Consider the following 22,323-nt stretch of genomic DNA (forward strand, 5'->3'; position numbering starts at 1 on the left):
CGCCCCGTGTGCGGCCTGCGTACCCTTTCTAACCTGCCGGCGCTATGGGAGGAGGCGCGCATGACCCGATGGATCGCCCTGGCGATCGCGGCGCTGGTGCTGGCCATCGCTCCGGCCCGCGCCCAGGACCGCCAGATCACGCTCGCCGCGCCCCAGGCGCTGGCCGACAGCGGTCTGCTGGCCTTCGTGCTGCCGCGCTTCTCCCTCAAGACCGGCATTAGGATCCAGGTCCAGCCGGACGCTGAAAGCGCCGACGTGATCCTGACTCCGGCCGACACCATCGGCGCGGGCGGGGCGGAACGCAAGACCCGGCGCGCGTTTCACGAGGCCGCAGGTGACGGCATCTGGCGCGTTGCCGGCGACGGTGTCGAGGACAGTCACAGTACCCGCTTCGTCGACTGGCTGCTTTCGGACGTCGGCCAGCGCACCATCGACAGTTTCGAGGGCGGGGCGGTCTATGTCGCCTCGGCCGGCAGCGTCGAGGTGGCCGAGGCCGCTCCGATCGACGGCGATGTCGTGCTGGGCGAGAAACTCTCGTTGACGCTCTGCGGGCGCTGCCACGTCATCGGCGAGATCAACCGGATGAACGGCATCGGCTCGACGCCGTCCTTCGGTGCGCTCCGGGCCATTGCGGACTGGCAGTACCGGTTCGAGGCGTTCTACGTGCTGAACCCGCATCCCTCGTTCACGCAGGTGAAGGACGTGACCCCGCCCTTCGACGCGCGCCTGCCGTCGCCGATCGCGCCGGTCGAGATGACACTGGACGACCTGGACGCGATCCTCGCCTATGTCTCGGCGATCGAGCCGATGGACCTCGGCGCGCCGGTCAAGGCGCAATAGGTCAGTTCAGATAATCGTCCGTGGTCCGCACCTTCGGGCGCGGCCCGGCGGCGAACGGATTGTCCTCGGAATGGTACTGCGCCTGCACCCGGCAGTCGTCGCACATCCGGATCATCCGCCCCTTGTCGCTGTCGGCGAACATCGGGTGCTTGCCCTCGAGCTGCGCGACGATGCGCTCGATGGTGGATTTCACGCCGAAGGGCTTGCCGCACTCGATGCACTCGTAAGGCTCTTCCTCTTTCAGCACCCGCTGGCGCAGCGCTGCGTCGCTGGTGTCGAAACGCGGCTCGAGTGTGATCGCGTTCTCGGGGCAGACATTGGCGCAGATCCCGCACTGCAGACAGGCGTCCTCCTGGAACAGCAATTGCGGGCTGTCCGGGTTGTCGCCCAGCGCGCCCGAGGGGCAGAGCCCGGCGCAGCTCAGGCACAGGGTACATGCCTCGGTATCCACGAGCACCGCGCCATAGGGCGCACCGGCGGGCAGGGGAATCGGCTGCTCGACCTCGCCGCGCAGCGCCTTGACGGCGGTGCGTGTCACCTGCCGCCGCGCCCCCATCGTCAGCACCGGATCGGTCAGCCGCTCGGCGGGCCGCCCGTAGAGCGCATCGCTAAGCCCGTCCGGGTCGGCAGGTTCCAGCAGGCGCAGCGGAGCGCCGTCCAGAAGCGCCTGCGTCAGCGCAACCTCGTGGTCCAGTGCCGTGCGCTCGGTCCTCGGGGCCAGCAGGATGTCCACCGCGCCGAAACCGCCGGCGATCGCGGCCAGCACCTCGGCATGGCCGAAGCCCGAGATCGCCTCCAGCTCCAGCGGGATCACGTCGGCGGGCAGGCCCCGGCCGAAGCGCGCGGCCAGCCGGATCATCTCGGCCCCGTGCTCGGCATCGTGCACCAGCAGGCGCGGGGTGCCGCCCCCGGCCTTGGCAAAGGTCTCGGCAAGCTTGCGCATCCGCGCGAACAGGGTCTGCGGCGCGGGCGCGGCATAGCTGATCGCGCCGGACGGACACAGCGCGGAACACGCCCCGCAGCCCGCGCAGATCAGCGGATCGACCGAGACGTGATCACCGTCCGGGCTGATCGCGCCGGTCGGGCAGGCGTCCAGGCACCGCGTGCAGCCGGTCTGCCGGGCCCGCGAATGCGCGCAAAGGTGTTCCTCCAGCGAAACGTAGAGCGGCTTCTCGAACGTCCCGATCATGTGCGAGGCTTCGTGCACCGCCGCCGCCACCGCGAGCGGATCGCCTGGATCGGCGCGCAGGTAGCCGTCGCGCTTGTGGTCCGCCGGGAACAGGGGGGTGCCGCCCGACAGGTCCAGGATCACGTCGCACTCGGTCTGGCCGCCGTCGCGCGGTTCGCTCAGACCGAAGCCGCCGCGCCCGCCGGGCTGCACCTGCCGCAGCCGGTCGATGCGCAGCTTGAACCGGCCCAGCGAGCCTTCGGCTTTCGCCAGCTTTCCGGTCACGGCGTCATAGGCGCGGCTCAACGGCAGCTCGTCGCCCTCCGGCAGCAGCACTGTGACGGTCAGCGTCTGCGCCAGCCGCTCGGCGGCGGGCAGCGCGACATCGGCGCGGCCGATCACAAGGCACAGCCCGCCCGAGATCACATCGAGCGTGCGCACCGGGGCAGGGGCCATCGCGGCCTCGGCCACCAGCGCGGCCATCTTCGGTCCGGCGCCTGCATCCTCGGTCCAGCCGGCCCGGTCGCGTATATCCACGAAGCCCGGCGCGTCGAGACCCAGCTCGTCCGCCAGATCCTCGAACACCGCCAGTTCCTGCCCGCAGGCGATCCAGCAGCCGCCGGCCGTCATCGCATCGGCGGCCACGCCCAGTTCCCTCGTACACAGCGCGGTATGCACCCGGGAGCACGGCACGCCCGCGGCACGTTCAATCGTCTCGCGGTCGATGGTTTGCGAGCCTTCGCAATCGCACAGCAACAGCTTGTCGGCCATGATCCCTCCCGTGGGCGTATCCGGCGCACATGATCATCACGTTCGTGCACGCTCGTCCAGTCCCGCGACCCCTTGGCGAAATCCGGGAACGGCCCTAGTCTTGTCCTCCCCGAAGACGGAGAACCTCATGCCCGCACCCCAGGCCCGGATGCCGCTTGGCATCGTGTTGCGCCGCCGACCCGGCGTCACCCGATGGGTGCGTTGGTCCTGGCAGGCCGTGGACGTGCTGCCCGGCGCAGGGCCCGCTACCTGGGCCGAGGTGCGGCGCGAAGGCGATGTCGTGGACTATCACGCCGCCACCGTGCCGCTGGAGCTGTTCCGCACCGACACCGAGGCTTATGCCGAAACGCTGGCCGGGGCCGTGCCCGCCGTCGCTGTGGTCTACGAACCGGCGCGCGGCGACAACCGTCCAAAGGTGCTGCGCGCCACCGTCTCGGCCTACCAGGCGCAGGACGAACTGGACAGCGGCGAGTTGGTCGTCGACCCCGTGCGGATGCCGCCGGGCCTGCTGGCCTGGGTCGACGACTTCCTGCGCGAGCATCATGCGCCCGAGCCTTTCGTCAAGCGCCGCCGTGACCGCAAGCGCACCGATCTGAAGGAGGACGGCAAGGGCGATCCGCGTATCTCGCAGGCCAGCGACGTCTACCGTGCGCCCTCGCGCCAGCGGGGGGCGAAATGAGCACAGACAAGGATTTCTGGTCCCGCCGCCGCGCCGCCGTTGCAGCTGAAAAACAGGCCGAACGGCAGGCCGAGGTCCGCAAGGCGGAACTTGCCGAGGCCGAGGCCGCGCGCGCCGAATTGCAGGACCTTTCCGACGAACAGTTGTTGGAGAAGCTGGACCTGCCGGACCCGGATACGCTCGAGCCCGGCGACGACTTCACCGCCTTCCTGCGCGACGTGGTGCCCGAGCACCTGCGCCGCCGGGCGCTGCGGCGGCTCTGGCGTTCGAACCCGGTGCTGGCGAATCTCGACGGGCTGAACGACTACGACGGGGATTACACCAACGCCGCCACCGACGCGCCGGGGCTCAAGACCGCTTACCGTGTGGGGAAGGGCCTTCTGAAACATGTCGAGGTACTGGCCGCCGAGGCCGAAGCCAAGGCGGAAGTGGCGGCTCGTGCCGAGGACACTGAAGCGGGGCCCGAGGGCACAGAGCCTGACGCGACCGGACCTCCAGCAGAGGCGGAACAGGATATCGCCCTCGCTGAAGCCGAGAGCTTGGACCCGTTTCCCGAGCCGGATGTGGTTGCCGAGGAAGATGGTTCGCCCCGCCCCTCGCGCCGAAGAATAACTTTCTCTTTTAACGGCTAGACAGGCGGCCCCGTTCGGGTGCAACATAAATCAACTTCAGGCATGAACCAGGTTTCGGAACCGGCGGCTTGAAGACGGGAGGAAGCCCCTGAAAGGGGAGGGAGGACTACCTTGTCGGCGCTCGCCGATCGTAAAGAAATCGCTGAGGAAGACCGGCTTCGGGCCGATCTCTATGACTTTCTGGCCGCGCTGCTTGCGCGTCCGGCAGATTCGCAGATGTTGCGCCACTGCGCCGGCCTCAACGGGGACGAAACCCCTTTGGGTCAGGCCGTCGGGGCGCTGTCGCGCGTCGCGCGGGCAAGCAACGAAAAGGCGGCTGCACGCGAGTTCAACGCGCTTTTCATCGGCCTCGGCCGTGGCGAACTTCTGCCCTACGCCAGCTACTACCTGACTGGTTTCCTCAACGAAAAACCGCTCGCAGTTCTGCGCAACGACATGCGCGCCCGCCAGATCACCCGCGCGCCCACGGTGTTCGAGCCCGAGGACAACATCGCCAGCCTTTGCGAGATGATGGCGGGCATGATCCTGGGCCGTTTCGGGACGCCCGCGCCGCTGCAAGAGCAGCAGGAATTCTTCAATCGACACCTCGCCGCCTGGGCGGGGCATTTCTTCACCGATCTCGAAGGAGCCGAGAACTCGGTTCTCTACGCGCCGGTGGGCGCTATGGGTGCCGCGTTCATCGAGATCGAGAAGCAGGCTTTTCGGATGATGGCAGCCAACTAGGGCCGCACGCCTCGCGATGACGGGGCAGAGATGAAGGGAGAGAGAGTGATGGCAAGAGACGACAAGGGCGCAAGCCGCCGCGACTTCCTGAAACTGGCCTCGGTGTCGGCACCCGCCGCCGCCGCGGCAATGGTCGCAGCGCCCGATGGCGCCGAGGCCGCGACGGCCGATGCCAAGGGCGACGGCCTGCGCGACACCGCGCACACGCGCGCCTATTTCGAGAGCGCCCGCTTCTGACGGACGCCCGCCGTTCGGCCCGCGCGGGCCGGCGGTCCTGAACCCAGCCAGGCCGGAGACCGCTCCGGTTCCAGCAAGGAGAGCATAAGATGCTGAGGAAAAAGACGAACGGGACCGCCCGCCGCCCGGCCCGCGGGCTAGTCGCTGAGGCAGCAAACGCAACCGTCGACCGCCGCGCCTTCCTGCGCGGGTCGGGCCTTGCGATCGGCGGCCTCGCCGCGATCGGCGCGACCGGCGGAACCGTGACCCGCGCCAGCGCGCAGGAAAGCGTGCAGGGCGCGATCGAGACCCGCAAGTCGGTCTGCACCCACTGTTCGGTCGGCTGCACCGTCATCGCCGAAGTCGACAACGGCGTCTGGGTCGGGCAGGAGCCCGGCTGGGACAGCCCCTTCAACCTGGGCGCCCACTGCGCCAAGGGCGCCTCGGTCCGCGAGCATGCTCATGGCGAGCGCCGTTTGCGCTACCCGATGAAGAAAGAAGGCGGCGAGTGGGTCCGCATCTCGTGGGAGCAGGCGATCAACGAGATCGGCGACCAGATGCTCTCGATCCGCGAGGAAAGCGGCCCCGACAGCGTCTACTGGCTGGGCTCGGCCAAGCACAACAACGAGCAGGCCTATCTGTTCCGCAAGTTCGCCGCCTACTGGGGCACGAACAACGTGGACCATCAGGCCCGCATCTGCCACTCGACCACGGTTGCAGGCGTTGCGAACACATGGGGCTACGGCGCCATGACCAACTCCTACAACGACATTCACAAATCCAAGGCGATCTTCGTGATCGGCGGCAACCCCGCCGAGGCGCACCCGGTCAGCCTGTTGCACCTGCTGCGCGCCAAGGAACAGAACAACGCTCCGCTGATCGTCTGCGACCCGCGCTTCACCCGTACCGCGGCCCATGCCGACGAGTACGTTCGGTTCCGGCCCGGCTCGGACGTGGCGCTGATCTGGGGCATCCTGTGGCACATCTTCGACAACGCGTGGGAGGACAAGGAATTCATCCGCACCCGCGTCTGGGGGATGGACCAGATCCGCGAAGAGGTCGCGCAGTGGACTCCCGACGAGGTCGAGCGTGTCACCGGCGTTCCGGAAAGCCAGCTGCGCCGCGTCGCGCGCACCCTGGCCAACAACCGTCCCGGCACCGTGATCTGGTGCATGGGCGGCACCCAGCACACCAACGGCAACAACAACACCCGCGCCTACTGCGTGCTCCAGCTTGCGCTGGGTAACATGGGCACCTCGGGCGGCGGCACCAACATCTTCCGCGGCCATGACAACGTGCAGGGCGCGACCGACCTGGGCGTTCTCGCCGACACGCTGCCTGGCTACTACGGTCTCTCCGACGGGTCCTGGGCGCACTGGGCCCGGGTCTGGGAGGAAGAGCTCGACTGGCTCCGCGGCCGCTTTGCGGTCATGGAAGGGGCAGGGGCCGACGGCGCCGACCGGATGATGATCAACGAGACCGGGATCCCGGTGTCGCGCTGGATCGACGGCGTGCTCGAAGATGCCGAGAACCTCGACCAGCCCGACAACACCCGCGCCATGGTGCTGTGGGGCCACGCGCCGAACTCGCAGACCCGTCTGCCCGAGATGAAGACCGCGATGGAAAAGCTCGACCTGCTGGTCGTGGTCGATCCGTATCCGACGGTCTCGGCGATCATGCAGGACCGCACCGACGGCGTTTACCTGCTGCCGGCGGCCACTCAGTTCGAGACCCGCGGCTCGGTAACCGCGTCGAACCGCTCGCTGCAGTGGCGCGAGCAGGTCGTCGCGCCGCTCTTCGAGAGCCTTCCGGATCACACGATCATGAAGCTCTTCGCGGACAAGTTCGGGTTCACCGACCGGATGTTCCGCAACATCGCGATCGAGGGCGACGAGCCAGTGATCGAGGACATCACCCGCGAGTTCAACAAGGGGATGTGGACCATCGGCTACACCGGCCAGTCGCCGGAGCGGATGAAGATGCACATGGCCAACCAGCACACCTTCGACAAGACCACGCTGCGTGCAGTGGGTGGTCCGGCCGACGGTGACTACTACGGCATGCCCTGGCCCTGCTGGGGAACGCCCGAGATGAACCACCCCGGTACCGCCAACCTCTACGACATGTCGCTGCCGGTGTCTGAGGGCGGTTTGACCTTCCGCGCCCGCTTCGGCGTGGAGCGGGACGGTGACAATCTGCTCGCCGAAGGCGTCGCCTCGATGAACTCGGAGATCCAGGACGGATATCCGGAATTCACGATGCAGATGCTGATCGACCTCGGTTGGGACGGCGATCTGACCGCCGAGGAGCGGGCGAGCATCGAGCGGGTTGCAGGGTATACCGGCCCGACCGCCGCGCAGGGCGGTGAAGGGGAGCAGAACAGCGAAGTGGGCGAGCAGTCGCAGAGCGGCCCGTACCCGTCCGACTACGCCGAGAAGGTCGGCGGCGTGAACTGGAAGACCGACCTTTCGGGCGGAATCCAGCGCGTCGCGATCGCCCACGAATGCGCGCCCTTCGGGAACGCCAAGGCCCGCGCCGTCGTGTGGACCTTCCCCGACCCGGTGCCGCTGCACCGCGAGCCGCTCTACTCGAACCGGCGCGACCTGGTGGCGGACTACCCGACCTACGAGGACAAGAAGTTCTGGCGCGTGCCGACCATGTACGCCTCGATCCAGAAGGAAGACTTCAGCCAGGACTTCCCGATCATCCTCACCTCCGGCCGTCTGGTCGAATACGAGGGTGGCGGCGACGAGACCCGGTCGAACCCTTGGCTGGCCGAGCTTCAGCAGGACATGTTCGTCGAGATCAACCCGCGCGACGCCAACAACCTGGGCGTCCGTGACGGGGCGCAGGTCTGGGTCGAAGGTCCCGAGGGTGGCAAGGTCAAGGTGATGGCCATGGTCACGCCGCGCGTCGGTCCCGGCGTCGCCTTCATGCCATTCCACTTCGGTGGCCACTGGCAGGGCGAGGATCGCAGGGCGAAGTACCCGAAAGGGGCGGACCCCTACGTGCTGGGCGAAAGCTCGAACACCGCACAGACCTACGGCTACGACAGCGTCACCCAGATGCAGGAGACGAAAGCCACCCTCTGCCGGATCTCGGTAGCGTAAGGACGAGGAGAGAGAAAAATGGCAAGAGCGAAGTTTCTCTGCGACGCCGAGCGCTGCATCGAGTGCAACGCCTGCGTCACCGCCTGCAAGAACGAGCATGAAGTGCCCTGGGGCATCAACCGCCGCCGCGTGGTGACGATCCAGGACGGCCAGCCGGGCGAACGCTCGATCTCGGTCGCGTGCATGCACTGCTCGGACGCGCCCTGCATGGCCGTCTGCCCGGTGGACTGCTTCTACCAGACCGAAGACGGCGTGGTCCTGCACTCCAAGGACCTGTGCATCGGCTGCGGTTACTGCTTCTACGCGTGCCCGTTCGGCGCGCCGCAGTACCCGCAGGCCGGCAACTTCGGCTCCCGCGGCAAGATGGACAAGTGCACCTTCTGCGCCGGCGGTCCGGAGGAGAACAACTCCGGCATCGAATTCTCGAAATACGGCCGCAACCGTATCGCCGAGGGCAAGCTGCCGATCTGCGCCGAAATGTGCTCGACCAAGGCCCTGCTCGCCGGTGACGGCGACGTGGTGTCGAACATCTACCGTGAGCGTGTCGTCGCCCGCGGCTTCGGCTCGGGCGCCTGGGGTTGGGGCACTGCCTACGACCAGAAGGGCGGCTGACCCGAGGGGCCGCCCGCGCGGGCGGTCCGACCAGATCCCGCCCGGCCTCCGAAAAGGGGCCGGGCGTTTGCCTTGCCGGGACCGGGGATGCATTCTCGCTCGACCGGGTGCTGCAGGGCGCTAGACTTGAAAGAAACGGTTTCCTTCGAACCGCTTGCCAGGAGGCCCTCGTCCATGACCGGAAGGTTCGCCACCCTTTTCGCGGCGCTTGCCGCAGTCCTTCTGTTGACCGGCCAGCCCGCCGCCGCGCAGGACCTGCGCGAGACGACGGTGGAGGAATTCGAACGCGACAGCGCGGGCACCAACGCCGAGGCGCCCGACACCGTCCCACCCCGCGCCTCCACCGGCGGCGCACAGACGCTCGAAGACATCCTCCGCCGCCAGCGCGGAGAGAAGATCGACGACAGCTTCCGTCGCGATGCAACGGGCGATCCCGAGCATGCCGCGCCGATCACCGGCCAACTCGGCACGCTGGGTGGCGTGTCCGACGCCGAGATGTTCCGCGCCCTGCGCTACGGCACCGCTGATGTCACCGTCTCTTCGCGCAGCCCTGCGGCGGACGTACTGGTGCAGGACAGCGGCATGTGGTGGCTCCAGTTCCGCGAGGGTCCGCTGGCGCATTACGGCGGCTACGGCCTGCTCGGTGTGATCGGCCTGCTGGCACTCTTCTTCCTGATCCGTGGTCGCATTCGCATCGACCACGGAAAATCCGGCATCACCATCGAGCGTTTCAGCTTTATCGAGCGGTTCGGCCACTGGCTGCTCGCTGGCAGCTTCATCCTGCTGGCCGTTACCGGGCTGATCACGCTCTTCGGCCGCATGGGCCTGATCCCGCTGATGGGGAAAGAGGCTTATGCCACGCTCGCGATCGGCTCCAAATGGGTCCACAACAACGTCAGCTGGGCCTTCATGCTGGGGCTGATCCTGGTGTTCGTGTTCTGGGTCCTGCACAACCTGCCGGACAAGACCGACATCAAGTGGATCCTCAAGGGCGGCGGCATCTTCACCAAGGCGCACCCGGACGCGAAGAAGTTCAATGCCGGGCAGAAGCTGATCTTCTGGGCGGTTATCGTGCTGGGCGTCTCGGTTTCCGCCTCGGGCCTGTCGCTTCTGTTCCCGTTCGAGTTGAACATGTTCGCCCCGACCTTCGAGAAGCTGAACGCGATCGGCGCGCCCGGCTGGTTCGGCCTCGAGCCGCTGCCGACCGAGCTGGCCCCGCACCAAGAGATGCAATACGCCCAGCTCTGGCACGCGATCGTCGCCTTCGCGATGATCGCGGTGATCCTGGCGCATATCTATATCGGCACCGTCGGGATGGAGGGCGCCTTCGACGCCATGGGCTCCGGCCAGGTCGACCGGAACTGGGCGATGGAGCACCACAACCTCTGGGTCGAGGAGGTCGAGGCGCGCAAGGGCAAGCCCGACACCGGCGCCCGGGCAACCCCGGCGGAGTGACATGCGCGCGCGGTTCGGGATCGCCGCCGCCATGCTGCTGGCCGCGCTTCCCGGCGCGGCGGCGGAGTTTGCCGCGCTGCAGGGGCACGGCGGCCCGGTGAAGGCCATCGCACTCAACGGCGATGACACCGCGCTGACCGCCAGCTTCGACTACTCCGTTGGCTACTGGCAGGATGGCGCCCCGACCTGGCTCGAAGGTCACCGCGCCGCCGTCAACGCCGTGCTCTGGCTGGACGACACCCGTGCAGCCTCGGGCGGCGACGATTTCGACGTGCGGCTCTGGGATCTTTCCACCGGCGAAAGCACCGCGCTGACCGGGCACAAGGGCAAGGTCATCGCGCTTGCGGTATCGCCGGACGGCGCCTGGCTCGCCTCGGCCAGCTGGGACGGCACCGTCGGCCTGTGGCTGCTCGCCGGGGCAGGGGAGGCGCGCTTCCTCTCCGGCCATGACGGCGCGGTCAACGATGTCGCCTTCTCGGCAGACGGCGCGCGTCTCTTTTCGGCGGCGGCGGACGGCACGATCCGCGAATGGGATGTGGCAAGCGGCGAGCAACTGCGTACGGTCGTCTCCCACGGTTTCGGCGTGAACACGCTGGAACTCGGCCCCGGCGACACATGGCTCGCCTATGGCGCGGTCGACGGCGGCACACGCGTCCTCGACCCCGCGACCGGGGCCGAGATCAAGGACTTTACTCTCGACCGCCGCCCGATCCTCGCAATGGCCGCGACGCCCGAAGGCACCGCGCTCGCCGTGGGCGATGGCGAGGGCTACATCATGGTCCTCGACACCGCCGACTGGTCGCTGGAACGCGACTTCCGCGCCGCCACCCGCGGTCCGGTCTGGGCGCTCGACTGGACCCATGCGGGGGACGCCATCGCCGCCGGCGGCATCTCCGACACGGCCTATCTCTGGCCGCTCGGTGCGCTCGAGGATGCGACCGCCGCGCTCGGCGCGGGCGAGCGCAGCTTCCTGGACGACCCCGAGACCATGACCAACGGCGAGCGCCAGTTCGCGCGCAAATGCTCGATCTGCCACACGCTGACCGGCGACGGCGCGCGCCGTGCGGGCCCGACGCTCGAAAACCTCTTCGGCCGCAAGGTGGCCAGCGTGCCCGGCTACGCCTATTCGTCCGCCATGCAGTCTCTCGATTTCGCCTGGGACGAGACCACCATCGACGCGCTCTTCGACGAAGGGCCGGACCATTTCGTGCCCGGCTCCAAGATGCCGATGCAGCGCATCGCACAGGCGCAGGACCGCGCCGATCTGATCGACTATCTCAAGATCGCCACCGACCCGGAAAGGGCCCGCCCATGAAAGCCATGTTCACCGCCTTCGTCGCCATCGCCGTCATCGCCGTCGCCGCCTGGTACGGCCTCGGTCAGGCCGGATTCTCGACACCCGAGCGCACTTCGGGGGACTCGGTCCGCTTGGGCTGACCCCCGACTTCCACGTTCTTCAAATATCCCCGCCGGAGGCCCCCGCCAGCCCCCGGCGCAACGCCAGGACTTCCCATGCCCACGCTCCCCGACGCCCCCACGCTCCGCCGGCAACTGGCGGACGGCACGCTCACCGCCCGCGCGCTGGCCGAGACCTGCCTCGACGCCATCGCTGCGCAGGAAGAGACCGTGCGCGCCTGGACCTGGCACGATCCGGACCATGTCCGCGCTCAGGCCGATGCGGCCGATGCGCACCGGGCGGCGGGCAAGCCGCTGGGCGCGCTCCACGGCCTGCCTGTGGGGCTGAAGGACGTGATCGACACCGCCGGGATCCCCACCGAGAACGGCACGCCCCTCGACGCCGGCCGCGTGCCCGAGCGCGACGCCTGGATCACCGCGCGGCTGCGGGCCGAGGGCGCGATCCTGATGGGCAAGACCGTCACAACGGAACTGGCCTTCCTGCATCCGGGCAAGACCCGCAACCCGGCGAACCCCGGGCATACGCCTGGCGGCTCGTCGTCCGGCTCGGCGGCGGCGGTGGCGGCGGGCATGGTGCCGCTTGCCATCGGCACCCAGACGGGCGGTTCCATGGTCCGGCCCGCCGCCTTCTGCGGCATCACCGGCTTCAAGCCCACCTTCGGCGCGATCCCCCGCACTGGCGTCCTGGAGCAATCGCCCTTTCTCGACACGCTCGGCACCTTTGGGCGCACCCCGGCTTGCGCCGCGCTGCTGGCAGAGGCGCTCTTCGGCCATGACGACGGCGATCCGTTCACCTCGCCGCGCCCGCATCCGCACCTCACGGAGGCCGTGCTGCGCGATCCGGCCAAAGCCCCGGTCATCGCCTTCACCCGCCCGCCCCGGTGGGAGGATGCGACCGACGACAGCCGCGCCGCCATCGAAGATCTCGCTGAGCGCTTGGGCGCGCGGACTATCGCGCTGCCCGACGGGTTCGACGAGGCCCCCGCGCTGCGCAACCTCATCAACAATGCCGAGATGGCCGCCTGCTTCCGCCGTTACACGGACCGCGATGCAAGCCTGCTTTCGGAAAAGATGCGCGCCGCCATTGCCGAGGGCGACGGCGTCTCGGCCCCGGACTACATCGCCGCGCTCAAGGCCCGCAACCGGCTGCACGCCGCGCTGGACCCGATCTTCGCCGAGGCCGACGTGATCCTGACCCCGGCGACGCTCGGCCCCGCGCCCGAAGGGCTGACCTCGACCGGAGACTCGGTCTTCAACGGCATCTGGACGCTGACCGGCAGCCCCTCGCTGACGATCCCGGTCCTTCGGGCCGACAACGGCCTTCCGCTGGGCGCGCAACTCTCGGCACGCCGGGGCGAGGACGGCAAGCTGCTCGCCATAGCGCAGCGGCTCTACGACGAGCTTACCTGAGAGCGTCTGCCAGCCGCCGGAACATGGCGATGTTCCCGGCATCGACGCCGGGCGCGCGGAACTCTGTGTCCCCCGCCGTCATCACGACAACGACCCCGGCGGCGCGGTCCATGTAGAGGTACTGCCCGTAGACACCCTCGGCCAGAACCTCGCCGGGGCGCGCGTCTGCGGGCAGCCAGAACTGGTAGCCATAGCCCTTCGCGCCCGGTGGAACCTCGGCCTGAGGGGCCATCGCCTCCGCCAGCCAGTCCTTGGGCACGATCTGCCGCCCCTGCCAGCGCCCGTCCTGCAGCAACATCTGGGCAAAGCGCGCCTGGTCGCGCGCGGTAACGCTGAGGCCCCCCAGCGCGAAGGCCACGCCGTGCCCGTCGGTGACGAAACTGGGTGCACGCTCCAGCCCGAGCGGCTGTACCAGCTTTTCCGAGATCAGCGCGGGCAGGGGCCGACCCGCCGCGCCGCGCAGCGCCATCGCCACCGCGTGCGTATCCGTCGAGACATAGGTCCCGTGCCCCGGCGGCCCGGTCCGCGCGTCCAGCCCGGCCACGAAGCCGTCCATCGACTGACCAAGCGCAAGAACCCGCCCCATCCGGTTGATGTCGCTCCAGAAATCCCCGTAGTCCTCGTCAAAGGCGACGCCGGTCGACATCCGCAGCGCATCGCGCAGGGTGACGCCCTCGTAGGCCGAACCTGCCAGCATCGGCGCGTGCCGCTCCAGCGGATCGTCCAGTGCGATCAGCCCCTGGTCGATCAGAACCCCCGCCAGCGCCGAGAGCCAGCTTTTCGAGACCGACCAGCCGATCCGCAGATCGTCGGGCCCGGTACCCTGATAATAATCCTCGAAGACCAGCGCGCCGTCCTTGAGCACCAGCAGCGCGGTGACGGTGCGCGCGGCGATCCAGTCCTCGGCGCCCTCGGGCAGAACCATCCTTGGCCCGTCGGGCAGGGGACTTACCGGCAGATCGCCCCGATCCAGCACCACCGATGAGAACATCGCGTCCATGTGGCTGAAATTGCCGACGATCCGATCTGGTTCGAACAGCACCAGCACCGAAGCCAGCCGCGACAGCTCCTCCTGTTTCCAGGTCGCCGCAGCGCCGCCCGCCAGCACCAGCGCAAGCACCCCCGCAAGGCTCCGTTTCACCCAGATCCGCATTTCTCCTCCCCGCCGGTTCGCGCAACCCTCGCGGGAATGCGGGGCGCTTTCAAGCTGCTCTGCGCGGCAACCATTGAAATGGATGAGTTTCGGTGAAAATGTATGTCGATTTCCCGTCTGCCACGGATCCCGAACCCCGATGCTGCGCCGCCAGAGTCCTACACGCGACCCCATGAGCTTCCTCGCCGGCAGCGGCGAGATGGCCCAGCGTATTCGCAACTTCCCGTGGAGGGATCACCCGTTCGGTCCGCCCGAGACCTGGCCCCAGTCGCTGCGCTCTGCGCTGGGTATCTGCCTTAACTCGGCCTTCCCGACGGCGATCTACTGGGGGTCGGACCTGCGCCTGCTCTACAACGATGCATGGTCCACTATCCCCGGCCCGCGCCACCCAGCCTGCCTGGGCGAGCCTGCGGCCGAGGTCTGGGCCGACATCTGGCACGTGATCGAACCTCAGTTTGCTCACCTCATCGAAAGCGGCGAGGGCATCTTCGTACAGGACCAGATGCTGCCGATGCGCCGCTACGGGTTCGAGGAAGAGACTTACTGGAACTACAGCTTCACCCCTATCCGCGGCGAGGACGGTGCGATCGAGGGGGTGTTCAACTCCGGCAGCGAGACCACCGACCACGTGCTCAAACGCCGCCGGTCCGAGTTCCTGCTGCAGCTCACCGACCGCTTCCGCGCCAGCCCCGACGCTGACGACACCCTGCAGGCCGCCTGCGCGGCGCTCGGCGCACATCTGGGCGCGCTGCGTGTCGGCATCCGTGAGTTGGGGGGTGACAGCGCCATGCGCGTCTCGGCCGAGTGGACACCCGAGGGCGTGCCCCGCCGCACCGCGAAGCTTGCCTTCGAAAGCCTTGGCCCGGTCGCGCAAACTTTGCGGGACGGGCACGTGGTCCGCATCGACGATACCGGCGCGCTGCCGGAACCGGAACTGCGCGCGCTCTTCGATGATCTCGGAGCCCGCGCCGTTCTCAACGTCCCCTGGGTCGAGAACCGGGTGCTGACCGCCGTGCTCTTCATCCACCTCGAGCAGCCGCGCAAGTGGACCGACGAGACCGTCGAGACCGTCGAACAGGTGCTGGAGCGCACGCTCAACAGTGTCGAGCGCGAACGCGCCCGCCAGCGCGAGAAGGTGATGATCCGCGAGATCGACCATCGCTCGCGCAACGTGCTGGCCGTCGTTCGGGCGTTGACCCGCCTGGCCGACGCACCCGATGTCGAAAGCTACAAGGTCAAGCTTCTGGACAGGCTTCGCGCGCTCTCGGTCACGCATGGACTGCTGGCCGACAACCGCTGGTCGGGGATCTCGCTGGGAACGCTCGTGGGGCAGGAGCTCTCGCCCTATGTCGACGCGGGGGACGGGCGGGTGCGCAGCGACGGGCCGGACATCCTGCTCGAGCCGCAGATGGCGCAAACGCTGGCGATGATCTTCCACGAACTCGCGACCAACGCTGCGAAATACGGCGCGCTGGCCGTCGAGGGCGGCACGCTGTCGGTCGGATGGTCGGCGCAGCAGAACGACTGGGTCCGGCTGTCGTGGACCGAGACCCTGCCGGGGGTGCCCGAAAGCGAAGAAGGCGGCACCGGCTTCGGCTCCAGCCTTCTGGAACAGCTGGTCGAGCGCCAGCTCTCGGGCCGCATCCGTCGCCGCCTAAGCCCGGCGGGGCTGCGCTGCGAGATGGAACTACCGCTCTCGGCCCAAGCGGCAGAGGCCGCGCCCTCGAAGCCGGCGGAACCCGCGCCGGACGGGCAGGGCGGCGCCCGCGTGCTGGTGGTCGAGGATGACCCGATTATCGGCATGGATCTCGCCGACAGCCTCGACGAGCTGGGCTTCCACGTACAGTCGGTCGAGCGCACGGTTGCCTCTGCCGTTGCGGCGATCGAGGCCGACGCGCCGGATGTGGCGGTGATCGATATCCACCTCGGCAAGGAGCTTTCGGCCCCGGTCGCCGAAGCGCTGACCGCGCAGGGCGTGCCTTATGTGGTGATGACCGGCTACGACTCGCCCGAAACCATCGACCCCGCCTACGAGAACCGCCCCCGCATCACCAAGCCGTTTTCCTCGCCCGAGTTGAAGGCGCGGCTGTCGGAACTGGGCGCGCACCCGGACACAGTGCCGCACGCGACCGACGCCGACTAGGGCGGCACCGGCCTCCTGAGGGTCCGCGGAAGGTGACCCACGCTTCCAGAAAACGAATTCATAACAATCGGGTAGGCGCGGATCCTTGGGTTGAACCTCAGCCCCAGTGCCAACCTGCGGCCGGCGGATGGTCCCGTGCCATCGTCTGCTGCCGCCGAAATTCCGACACAGGCAAGCCCTGCTTCTGTCATCTCGCTGGCCTTCGCTTTATCAAGATGGAAAAGCAAAAGCGGTCGAGCAGCGGTACATGGTAGAGAAACAGGATTCCCCGACGGACCATCAGGATCTGCCGGGATGGTATGACGAGGTGGGCGCCGCGCTTGCCTACGCCGATCATCTGGTATTCTCCGGCAACGTGACTGACCTCTACCCTGCTCCCGAGGGGCCAGACGACAGGTTCCTGACCTTCGGCGATACGCTGTGGAGCATCCTGCGTTCGGCCGGGTTCGGCGCACTGCTCGCGTTCGATCCGGTCAACGGATTGCGGATCGCAGCCGCTGCCGGGCCCGAGCAGACGGCGGCGCTGCAGGTCGCGGGTCTGCCCCTCGAAGCCGGCGCCTCCACCTTCTCGACCCTGGTCGGCATTCACCGCACCGTTACGGAGTTCAAACCCTTCCGTGTTGCCCTTCTGATCGAGTATGCGTCCCACCTGGCGGGGGCTGCGGACGATCTGGAAGACGTCTTCGTATCGATCGACATTGCATCGCGCGCAGCGCGTCAGTCCGGCTCGGCACTCGCGATCAACCCCACGCTCTGGCTCGTCGACCATTCCGCGGATCTGCCCGACTGGTTCGTGCTGAGCAATGCCTCCCTGCGCGAGGTGCAGCTGGAAGAGCCGAACCTCGAGGACCGCTTCCATTTTGCGCGGCACCTCGCGGCGCGCCACGGTTGGCTGGTGGGCAAGGACGACCGCGAAAGTCAAAGACTGCTTCAGCAGTTCGCCCTGGAATGCGACGGCAAACCGCTTCTGGCAATGGACGCCGTCGCCAGGGTGGCGCAGGCGGAAAACCTCGGCCTCGAGCGCATTTCGGACGCCATCCGGGTGTTTCGCACCGGCTCGCGGCGGAACCCGTGGACCTCGCCGGTCCTGCGAAGCCGGATGCAGGACGCGAAGGCCATGCTCGAGGCCAAGATCAAGGGGCAGCCGCACGCGATCGACAAGACCCTCGACATCCTTGCGCGGTCGATCCTCGGTCTGTCCGGCGCCCAGTCCGGCGCCATGCATACCCGGCCGCGCGGCACGCTGTTCTTTGTCGGGCCGACCGGCGTCGGCAAGACCGAGCTCGCCAAGTCCGTGACCGAACTGCTGTTCGCGGACGAGACGCTCTGCCACCGGTTCGACATGTCCGAGTTCATGGCCGAGAACTCGATCTCCCGGCTCATCGGCGCACCGCCGGGCCATCCGGGCCACGAGAAGGGCGGCGAGCTGGTGAACGCCGCCATCCGCAGACCCTTCAGCGTCTTCCTCTTCGACGAGGTCGAGAAGGCGCACCCGAGGGTACTGGACCTGTTCCTCCAGATCCTCGACGAGGGACGCCTGACCGACGCCAGGGGTGCGACCGCCTATTTCTCCGAGGCGCTGCTGATCTTCACGTCGAACATCGGCATGGTCGGCGGTTCGCGGGCCGACAACATGGGCATGAACGTGCTGCCGTCCGACAGCCACGCGGAACTCACGCTGAAGATCACCGGGGCCGTGCAGGAGCACTTCCGAAACAAGCTCCAGCGCCCCGAGCTTCTGAACCGCATAGGCCAGAACGTCGTGGTGTTCGACTTCCTGAGCCCCGCCGGTATCAGCGCGATCTTCGATGCCCTGCTCGATCGGGTTCTTGGGCGCGTGTTGCGCGATCATGGCGTGAGGATCACCTTCCAGCCCGAGGCGCTCCAGGCGCTCAAGCTGCTCTGCACCGCCGACGCGCTCGAGGGAGGGCGCGGGATCGCCAACCGGATCGAGACGCATTTCATCAACCCGCTGGCGCGGCAGTTCTTCCTGGACGGCGCCAGGGAGCATATCGACATCGCTGCGGTTCAGGAAATCGACGGAAAGACCGTCTTCGCGACGCAGGCTGCCGGCACGTCCGACACGCCGCCGCCAGATGCGGGCGCCGCCCCGAACATCGCCGCCATGCAACATCGGACCCCCGGCCCAATGCGCCTGGTCCCCGATGACGAACGCTGGCGCGACAGGTTCGCAATGCACGGAAGCTAGGCACGGCGTCGGCCCGTCATCCGCTACCCGCTCGCTGCGATCACCCGGATGAGCTTGCGCGCTGCGTTCTGGCGGAACGGCCGATGCAAAGGTACGGCGGGTCTGCGAACAATGAGGTCGTCTGAGGGGTTCTGAGCGTCGGCGTTTTCTGCCTGTTGAACGGTAGGCAGAAAAGTGGTCACTATTATGCGTGATTAATATGCTAGGTGGCGTGAAAGTTTGGAGAAGACCATGCTTTCAAGACGGGATTTTCTCGGCTCGACGACGGCGAGCCTAATGTGCGCGACGGCCGGCAAGCGAGCTGCGGCGCAGGTTTCAGACATTCAACAAGTTCTGTTGACCACGGACGGGCTCGGCCTTGCCAAATTGGTCAAGTCCGGAGACGTGACGCCTTCAGAGCTTTGCGACGCCGCGGTCGAAGCCGCCTTGGCGCTTGATCAGCGTCTCAACGCGATCACGACGCCGATGTTTACCGAGGCGAGAGACAAGGCCGTGGACATGCGACGCCAAGGGCCGTTCGCCGGGGTTCCGTTTGTGGTGAAAGATAACCTCGATATTGCAGGGCAGTACACGACCCAGGGTTCGCGCGTATATCGCGACAATTATCGGCCGAGGTCCGCGCCGCTGGCGCTCGCCCAAGAGGCCGCCGGGCTGAACCTGATCGGCAAGAGCAATATGCCAGAAGTCGGAGCACTTCCTGTCACGGAGGGTCAACTGCTCGGACCGTGCCGCAACCCGTGGAACCTCGACCATTCCTCAGGAGGTTCCAGCGGGGGGTCTGCGGCTGCAGTCGCAGCAGGTATCGTGCCGCTCGCTCATGCCAGCGACGGCGGCGGGTCCATCCGGATACCTGCATCCTGTTGCGGTGTCTTCGGATTGAAGCCGAGCCGTCGTCGTATGTTGTGGGGATCGAGTGATCAGACCACCTATGCCGCTGACAACTGTGTCAGCCGCTCAGTGCGCGACAGCGCGATGCTATTCGCCTTGGGGCAGGATCGGTCTCCGACCGCGCCGCACAGGCCAATCCCGTTTGTTTCTGGTCCGTCCACCGAGCGGCTCAAGATCGGATTCGATCTGCGCAATTATTACGGCAACTTGCCAGATCCGGAGGTGCAGCGCGTCATCGAAGAGATGGCGCAGCTCTGCGAAGACCTTGGTCATAGCGTGATTGAAACGCAAAGCCCCGTGGACGACGAGTTCGAACTCCGTTTCAATCAGATCTTCGGGTTTCGGATGGTAGGCCTCGCCGACGCCGCGACTGCCATGGCGGGCCGACCTCCGGAAGAAACAGGACTGCTTGACGTGTTCGTCCGCGACTGGGCCGCTTTCGCACGCAACTTTTCCCAGGAAGACGTGGAGGGCGCGAACGCGTACATGCTGGATCTGGGCGCCAAATATGATGCATGGCTATCCGAGTTCGATGTGTTTCTGTCACCGGTTACCCCAGCGACAGCACCTGCTATTGGCACGCTTTTTGATGAGAGCGTCCCATTTGAGGAGATGTTCGCACGCGTTGCAAGGTTCACGTCCTACACTCCAATTCAGAACGCGCTTGGATTACCGGGAATGTCCGTGCCCGCAGGGCTGACCCGCGAAGGTCTGCCCGTTGGCAGCCATTTCGTTGCGCCCGCCGGCCGCGAGGACAAGCTATTCGGCCTTGCCTACGAAATCGAACAGGCGAAGCCATGGTGGGGCGACTGGGCGCCGGTGTCGGTGGTCAGTCTCTAGCTTTCCATTCAAATGCGACAATATCTTTGAAATCGAGAACGGCCAAACGAGGTCGAGACCACTTTGGGCTCGACCCGGACCGCAGAAGTACCGCACACAGCGGCCGGCCTTCGACCGAAAGCCGGATGATCCCGTCGACAGCGGTACCCGCGTGAGCGTGGTCGAAACGGCGCGTCCGCGACGCCCTGCCGCCAGTGGGGCTGCTGGGGGCTCGCACGAGAACGCGGCTAGGCGGCTTTCCGGTCCGCGGCCGTCGGGAAGAGAAGCTCCAGATAGTCCCGGAACTGTTCTGACTGTCGGGCCGTCATACCCGGGTTTCCGTAGGCCCGCTGCAGGATCAGCCCACCTTCGATCATCGCGACGAACATCTCGGCAAGGCGCTTCGCCGTGACCGGCCGCGCCGGCGGATAGAGGTCGATGACCTCCTGGAACTTGCGGATGTACATCGCGGTCCAGGTCTGCAGCGTCTCGGCCACGAACCCCTTCACGTCATTCTCGAAGTGGTCGTCCTCGTAGGTGTAGAGCGCGTACATGCAACCCTTGGGCGGGTTCTCGGGGTCGCTGAGATAGGTCTCGAACTCCGTCAGGAAATGGACCAGCTGGTCCATCGGATCGTCATGTGCGGCCTCGGCCTCGGCCATGAAGGTCCGGAACATCTTCAGGTCCTTTTCCGAGTACCAGCGCACCAGCTTGTTCGCCAGGTCGGCCTTCGACTTGAAATGGTGGAAGAACGCACCCTTCGACACGCCGGCCTCTTTGAGGATGTCGTCGACGGCGGTGCCGGCGAAGCCCTTGCGCATCACCAGCGCCTTCGCGGCGGTCAGGATATTCTCGCGAGATAGGTCGCCCTTGCGGCTCATGGTTGCTCACTTTCATCCAGACTGGTCGGTATCATTATAGCGCGTCCGGCGACGCAGTCCATTCGCATTCTCTCATGTTTCACTCTCGTTTCAGCGGTGGCTGCGCCCCGAAACGAATGAAACCCGACTCCGCATTCATCTGAAACAGACTGAAAGGTATGTTTGTGACAGACCAAATAGTCTGTAACTGATGGAGCACACGATGTTCACCCTGATTGCACAAGCCGCCGAGGCTCCGTTCGCCATCGGCTTCGGATGCGCCGGTTTCGCTGCGCAACTGGCGTGGCCGTTCTTCCGCCGCCGCGAGACGATCCTGACCATCCAGCTCGGTGCCGCCTGTTCCTACGCCGCGAGCTACGCGCTGATGGGGCAGAACACGGGCACCGCCGTCTGCCTGACCGGGGCGATCCAGACAACCATCGCGCTCCTGGCCGGCGACCGGCCCTGGCTGTCCCGCATGGGCTACGTCTTTCTGCCGGTCGTCATGGGCGTCGGCGCACTGACCTACGCCGGGCTGTCCACGCTACTGGCTGTCACCGCCTGCTGCCTGGTCATGATCGGCCGCCTGCAATCCGACACCCTGCGGATGCGCGGCATCCAGCTGAGCGCGGCCCCGTTCGGCGCCGGGCACGACGTCCTGGTCGGCGCCTGGCCCTGCCTTGCCGGTGCGCTGCTGTCCTTCGGCATCGCGGGCACCGCCTTTTTCCGCGAGGCCCGGGCGCGCGCCAGCGCCCCGGCCATCGCCTGACCCGACGAAATCCCGACCGGACCGGGGACCGTCCGGAACAGATCCATCGCAACCAGCAAAGGAGTAGACAGATGGAAGACCAAACCCGGAAACTCGCCATCGTGGTATCCCGCGGTCTCGACGACGAACGCGCCACGGTCGCCTTCACCATCGCCAACACCGGCATCGCCTCGGGGCAGCAGGTCACGCTCTTCATGGTCAGCGCCGCGGTCGACGTCGTGCGCAAGGGGGCAGCCGACAACGTGCGGATGAACCCGTTCGATCCGCCGCTGAAAGAGCTGATCGACAGCTTCCAGTCGGGTGGGGGACGGATCCTCGTGTGCCCGCCCTGCGCCAAGGTGCGCGGCTACGAAGAAGGTGACTTCATCGACGGCGTGCAGGTCGTCGGATCGCCTGCACTCCACGCGCTGATCCTGGATGGCGCGGCCACCCTGAGCTTCTGACCGAACA

Annotated in this window: 19 protein-coding genes; 16 read left to right on the plus strand and 3 right to left on the minus strand. The window is 67.1% G+C overall.

Going from position 1 to position 22,323, the window contains the following annotated elements; translation table 11 throughout:
- Nucleotides 1-60 precede the first annotated feature (60 nt).
- Complete coding sequence (locus tag ACW9UR_RS05740; protein WP_458915964.1) at nt 61-840, plus strand: hypothetical protein; 780 nt, start codon at nt 61-63, stop codon at nt 838-840.
- Between the two features lies 1 nt (nt 841).
- Here ACW9UR_RS05740 and ACW9UR_RS05745 read toward each other — a convergent pair whose 3' ends face one another.
- Nucleotides 842-2,779 (minus strand): 4Fe-4S binding protein, encoded by a 1,938-nt coding sequence (locus tag ACW9UR_RS05745; RefSeq protein WP_458915965.1) that lies wholly within the window; start codon nt 2,777-2,779, stop codon nt 842-844.
- Nucleotides 2,780-2,906: 127 nt separating this feature from the next.
- Between ACW9UR_RS05745 and ACW9UR_RS05750 the strand changes: the two genes are divergently transcribed.
- The 10 genes from ACW9UR_RS05750 (at nt 2,907) to ACW9UR_RS05795 (ending at nt 13,032) form a co-directional block, all read left to right on the plus strand.
- On the plus strand, nt 2,907-3,458 hold the full coding sequence (locus ACW9UR_RS05750) for a DUF3305 domain-containing protein (protein ID WP_458915966.1): 552 nt from the start codon (nt 2,907-2,909) through the stop codon (nt 3,456-3,458).
- Nucleotides 3,455-4,090 (plus strand): DUF3306 domain-containing protein, encoded by a 636-nt coding sequence (locus tag ACW9UR_RS05755; RefSeq protein ID WP_458915967.1) that lies wholly within the window; start codon nt 3,455-3,457, stop codon nt 4,088-4,090. Before ACW9UR_RS05750 ends, ACW9UR_RS05755 begins: the two co-directional genes overlap by 4 nt.
- Before the next feature lie 111 nt (nt 4,091-4,201).
- Entirely contained in the window at nt 4,202-4,813 is a 612-nt protein-coding gene (locus ACW9UR_RS05760; RefSeq protein WP_458915968.1) for a TorD/DmsD family molecular chaperone, read from the plus strand.
- A 48-nt stretch (nt 4,814-4,861) separates the two neighbouring features.
- Nucleotides 4,862-5,050, plus strand: a complete 189-nt coding sequence (locus tag ACW9UR_RS05765; RefSeq protein WP_458915969.1) for a ubiquinol-cytochrome c reductase iron-sulfur subunit N-terminal domain-containing protein — start codon at nt 4,862-4,864, stop codon at nt 5,048-5,050.
- An 89-nt stretch (nt 5,051-5,139) separates the two neighbouring features.
- Nucleotides 5,140-8,139, plus strand: a complete 3,000-nt coding sequence (locus ACW9UR_RS05770) for a formate dehydrogenase subunit alpha (RefSeq protein ID WP_458915970.1) — start codon at nt 5,140-5,142, stop codon at nt 8,137-8,139.
- A gap of 18 nt (nt 8,140-8,157) precedes the next feature.
- Entirely contained in the window at nt 8,158-8,751 is a 594-nt protein-coding gene (fdh3B, locus tag ACW9UR_RS05775; RefSeq protein WP_458915971.1) for a formate dehydrogenase FDH3 subunit beta, read from the plus strand.
- A 174-nt stretch (nt 8,752-8,925) separates the two neighbouring features.
- Nucleotides 8,926-10,206, plus strand: coding sequence for a formate dehydrogenase subunit gamma (locus ACW9UR_RS05780; protein ID WP_458915972.1), 1,281 nt, complete (start codon nt 8,926-8,928; stop codon nt 10,204-10,206).
- Nucleotide 10,207: 1 nt separating this feature from the next.
- Nucleotides 10,208-11,521 (plus strand): c-type cytochrome, encoded by a 1,314-nt coding sequence (locus tag ACW9UR_RS05785; protein ID WP_458915973.1) that lies wholly within the window; start codon nt 10,208-10,210, stop codon nt 11,519-11,521.
- Nucleotides 11,518-11,643 (plus strand): hypothetical protein, encoded by a 126-nt coding sequence (locus ACW9UR_RS05790; RefSeq protein WP_458915974.1) that lies wholly within the window; start codon nt 11,518-11,520, stop codon nt 11,641-11,643. The genes ACW9UR_RS05785 and ACW9UR_RS05790 overlap by 4 nt, the downstream gene beginning before the upstream one ends.
- A gap of 75 nt (nt 11,644-11,718) precedes the next feature.
- Complete coding sequence (locus ACW9UR_RS05795) at nt 11,719-13,032, plus strand: amidase (protein ID WP_458915975.1); 1,314 nt, start codon at nt 11,719-11,721, stop codon at nt 13,030-13,032.
- On the opposite strand, the gene ACW9UR_RS05800 is transcribed toward ACW9UR_RS05795, so the two are convergent.
- Nucleotides 13,025-14,185 carry a serine hydrolase domain-containing protein gene (locus tag ACW9UR_RS05800; protein WP_458915976.1) on the minus strand — a complete coding sequence of 387 codons (1,161 nt, stop codon included), beginning with the start codon at nt 14,183-14,185 and terminating at the stop codon, nt 13,025-13,027. The two genes, ACW9UR_RS05795 and ACW9UR_RS05800, sit on opposite strands and share 8 nt — an antisense overlap.
- A gap of 172 nt (nt 14,186-14,357) precedes the next feature.
- Here ACW9UR_RS05800 and ACW9UR_RS05805 point away from each other — a divergent pair, with 172 nt between their 5' ends.
- The 3 genes from ACW9UR_RS05805 (at nt 14,358) to ACW9UR_RS05815 (ending at nt 20,265) form a co-directional block, all read left to right on the plus strand.
- Entirely contained in the window at nt 14,358-16,328 is a 1,971-nt protein-coding gene (locus tag ACW9UR_RS05805; RefSeq protein ID WP_458915977.1) for an HWE histidine kinase domain-containing protein, read from the plus strand.
- A gap of 247 nt (nt 16,329-16,575) precedes the next feature.
- A complete protein-coding gene (locus ACW9UR_RS05810) occupies nt 16,576-18,537 on the plus strand; it encodes an AAA family ATPase (protein ID WP_458915978.1) in 1,962 nt (653 codons plus the stop codon).
- A gap of 219 nt (nt 18,538-18,756) precedes the next feature.
- A complete protein-coding gene (locus tag ACW9UR_RS05815) occupies nt 18,757-20,265 on the plus strand; it encodes an amidase (protein WP_458915979.1) in 1,509 nt (502 codons plus the stop codon).
- 227 nt (nt 20,266-20,492) lie between these two features.
- On the opposite strand, the gene ACW9UR_RS05820 is transcribed toward ACW9UR_RS05815, so the two are convergent.
- Nucleotides 20,493-21,125, minus strand: coding sequence for a TetR/AcrR family transcriptional regulator (locus ACW9UR_RS05820; protein WP_458915980.1), 633 nt, complete (start codon nt 21,123-21,125; stop codon nt 20,493-20,495).
- A 202-nt stretch (nt 21,126-21,327) separates the two neighbouring features.
- On the opposite strand from ACW9UR_RS05820, the gene ACW9UR_RS05825 reads away from it, so the two are divergent.
- Together ACW9UR_RS05825 and ACW9UR_RS05830 are read left to right on the plus strand one after the other, a co-directional pair.
- Nucleotides 21,328-21,873 carry a YgjV family protein gene (locus ACW9UR_RS05825; RefSeq protein ID WP_458915981.1) on the plus strand — a complete coding sequence of 182 codons (546 nt, stop codon included), beginning with the start codon at nt 21,328-21,330 and terminating at the stop codon, nt 21,871-21,873.
- A 71-nt stretch (nt 21,874-21,944) separates the two neighbouring features.
- The gene (locus ACW9UR_RS05830; RefSeq protein WP_458915982.1) at nt 21,945-22,316 is read left to right on the plus strand and encodes a DsrE family protein; all 372 of its coding nucleotides are present in this window, start codon (nt 21,945-21,947) and stop codon (nt 22,314-22,316) included.
- Nucleotides 22,317-22,323 lie beyond the last annotated feature (7 nt).

The sequence above is a fragment of the Halovulum sp. GXIMD14794 genome, from assembly GCF_054457455.1.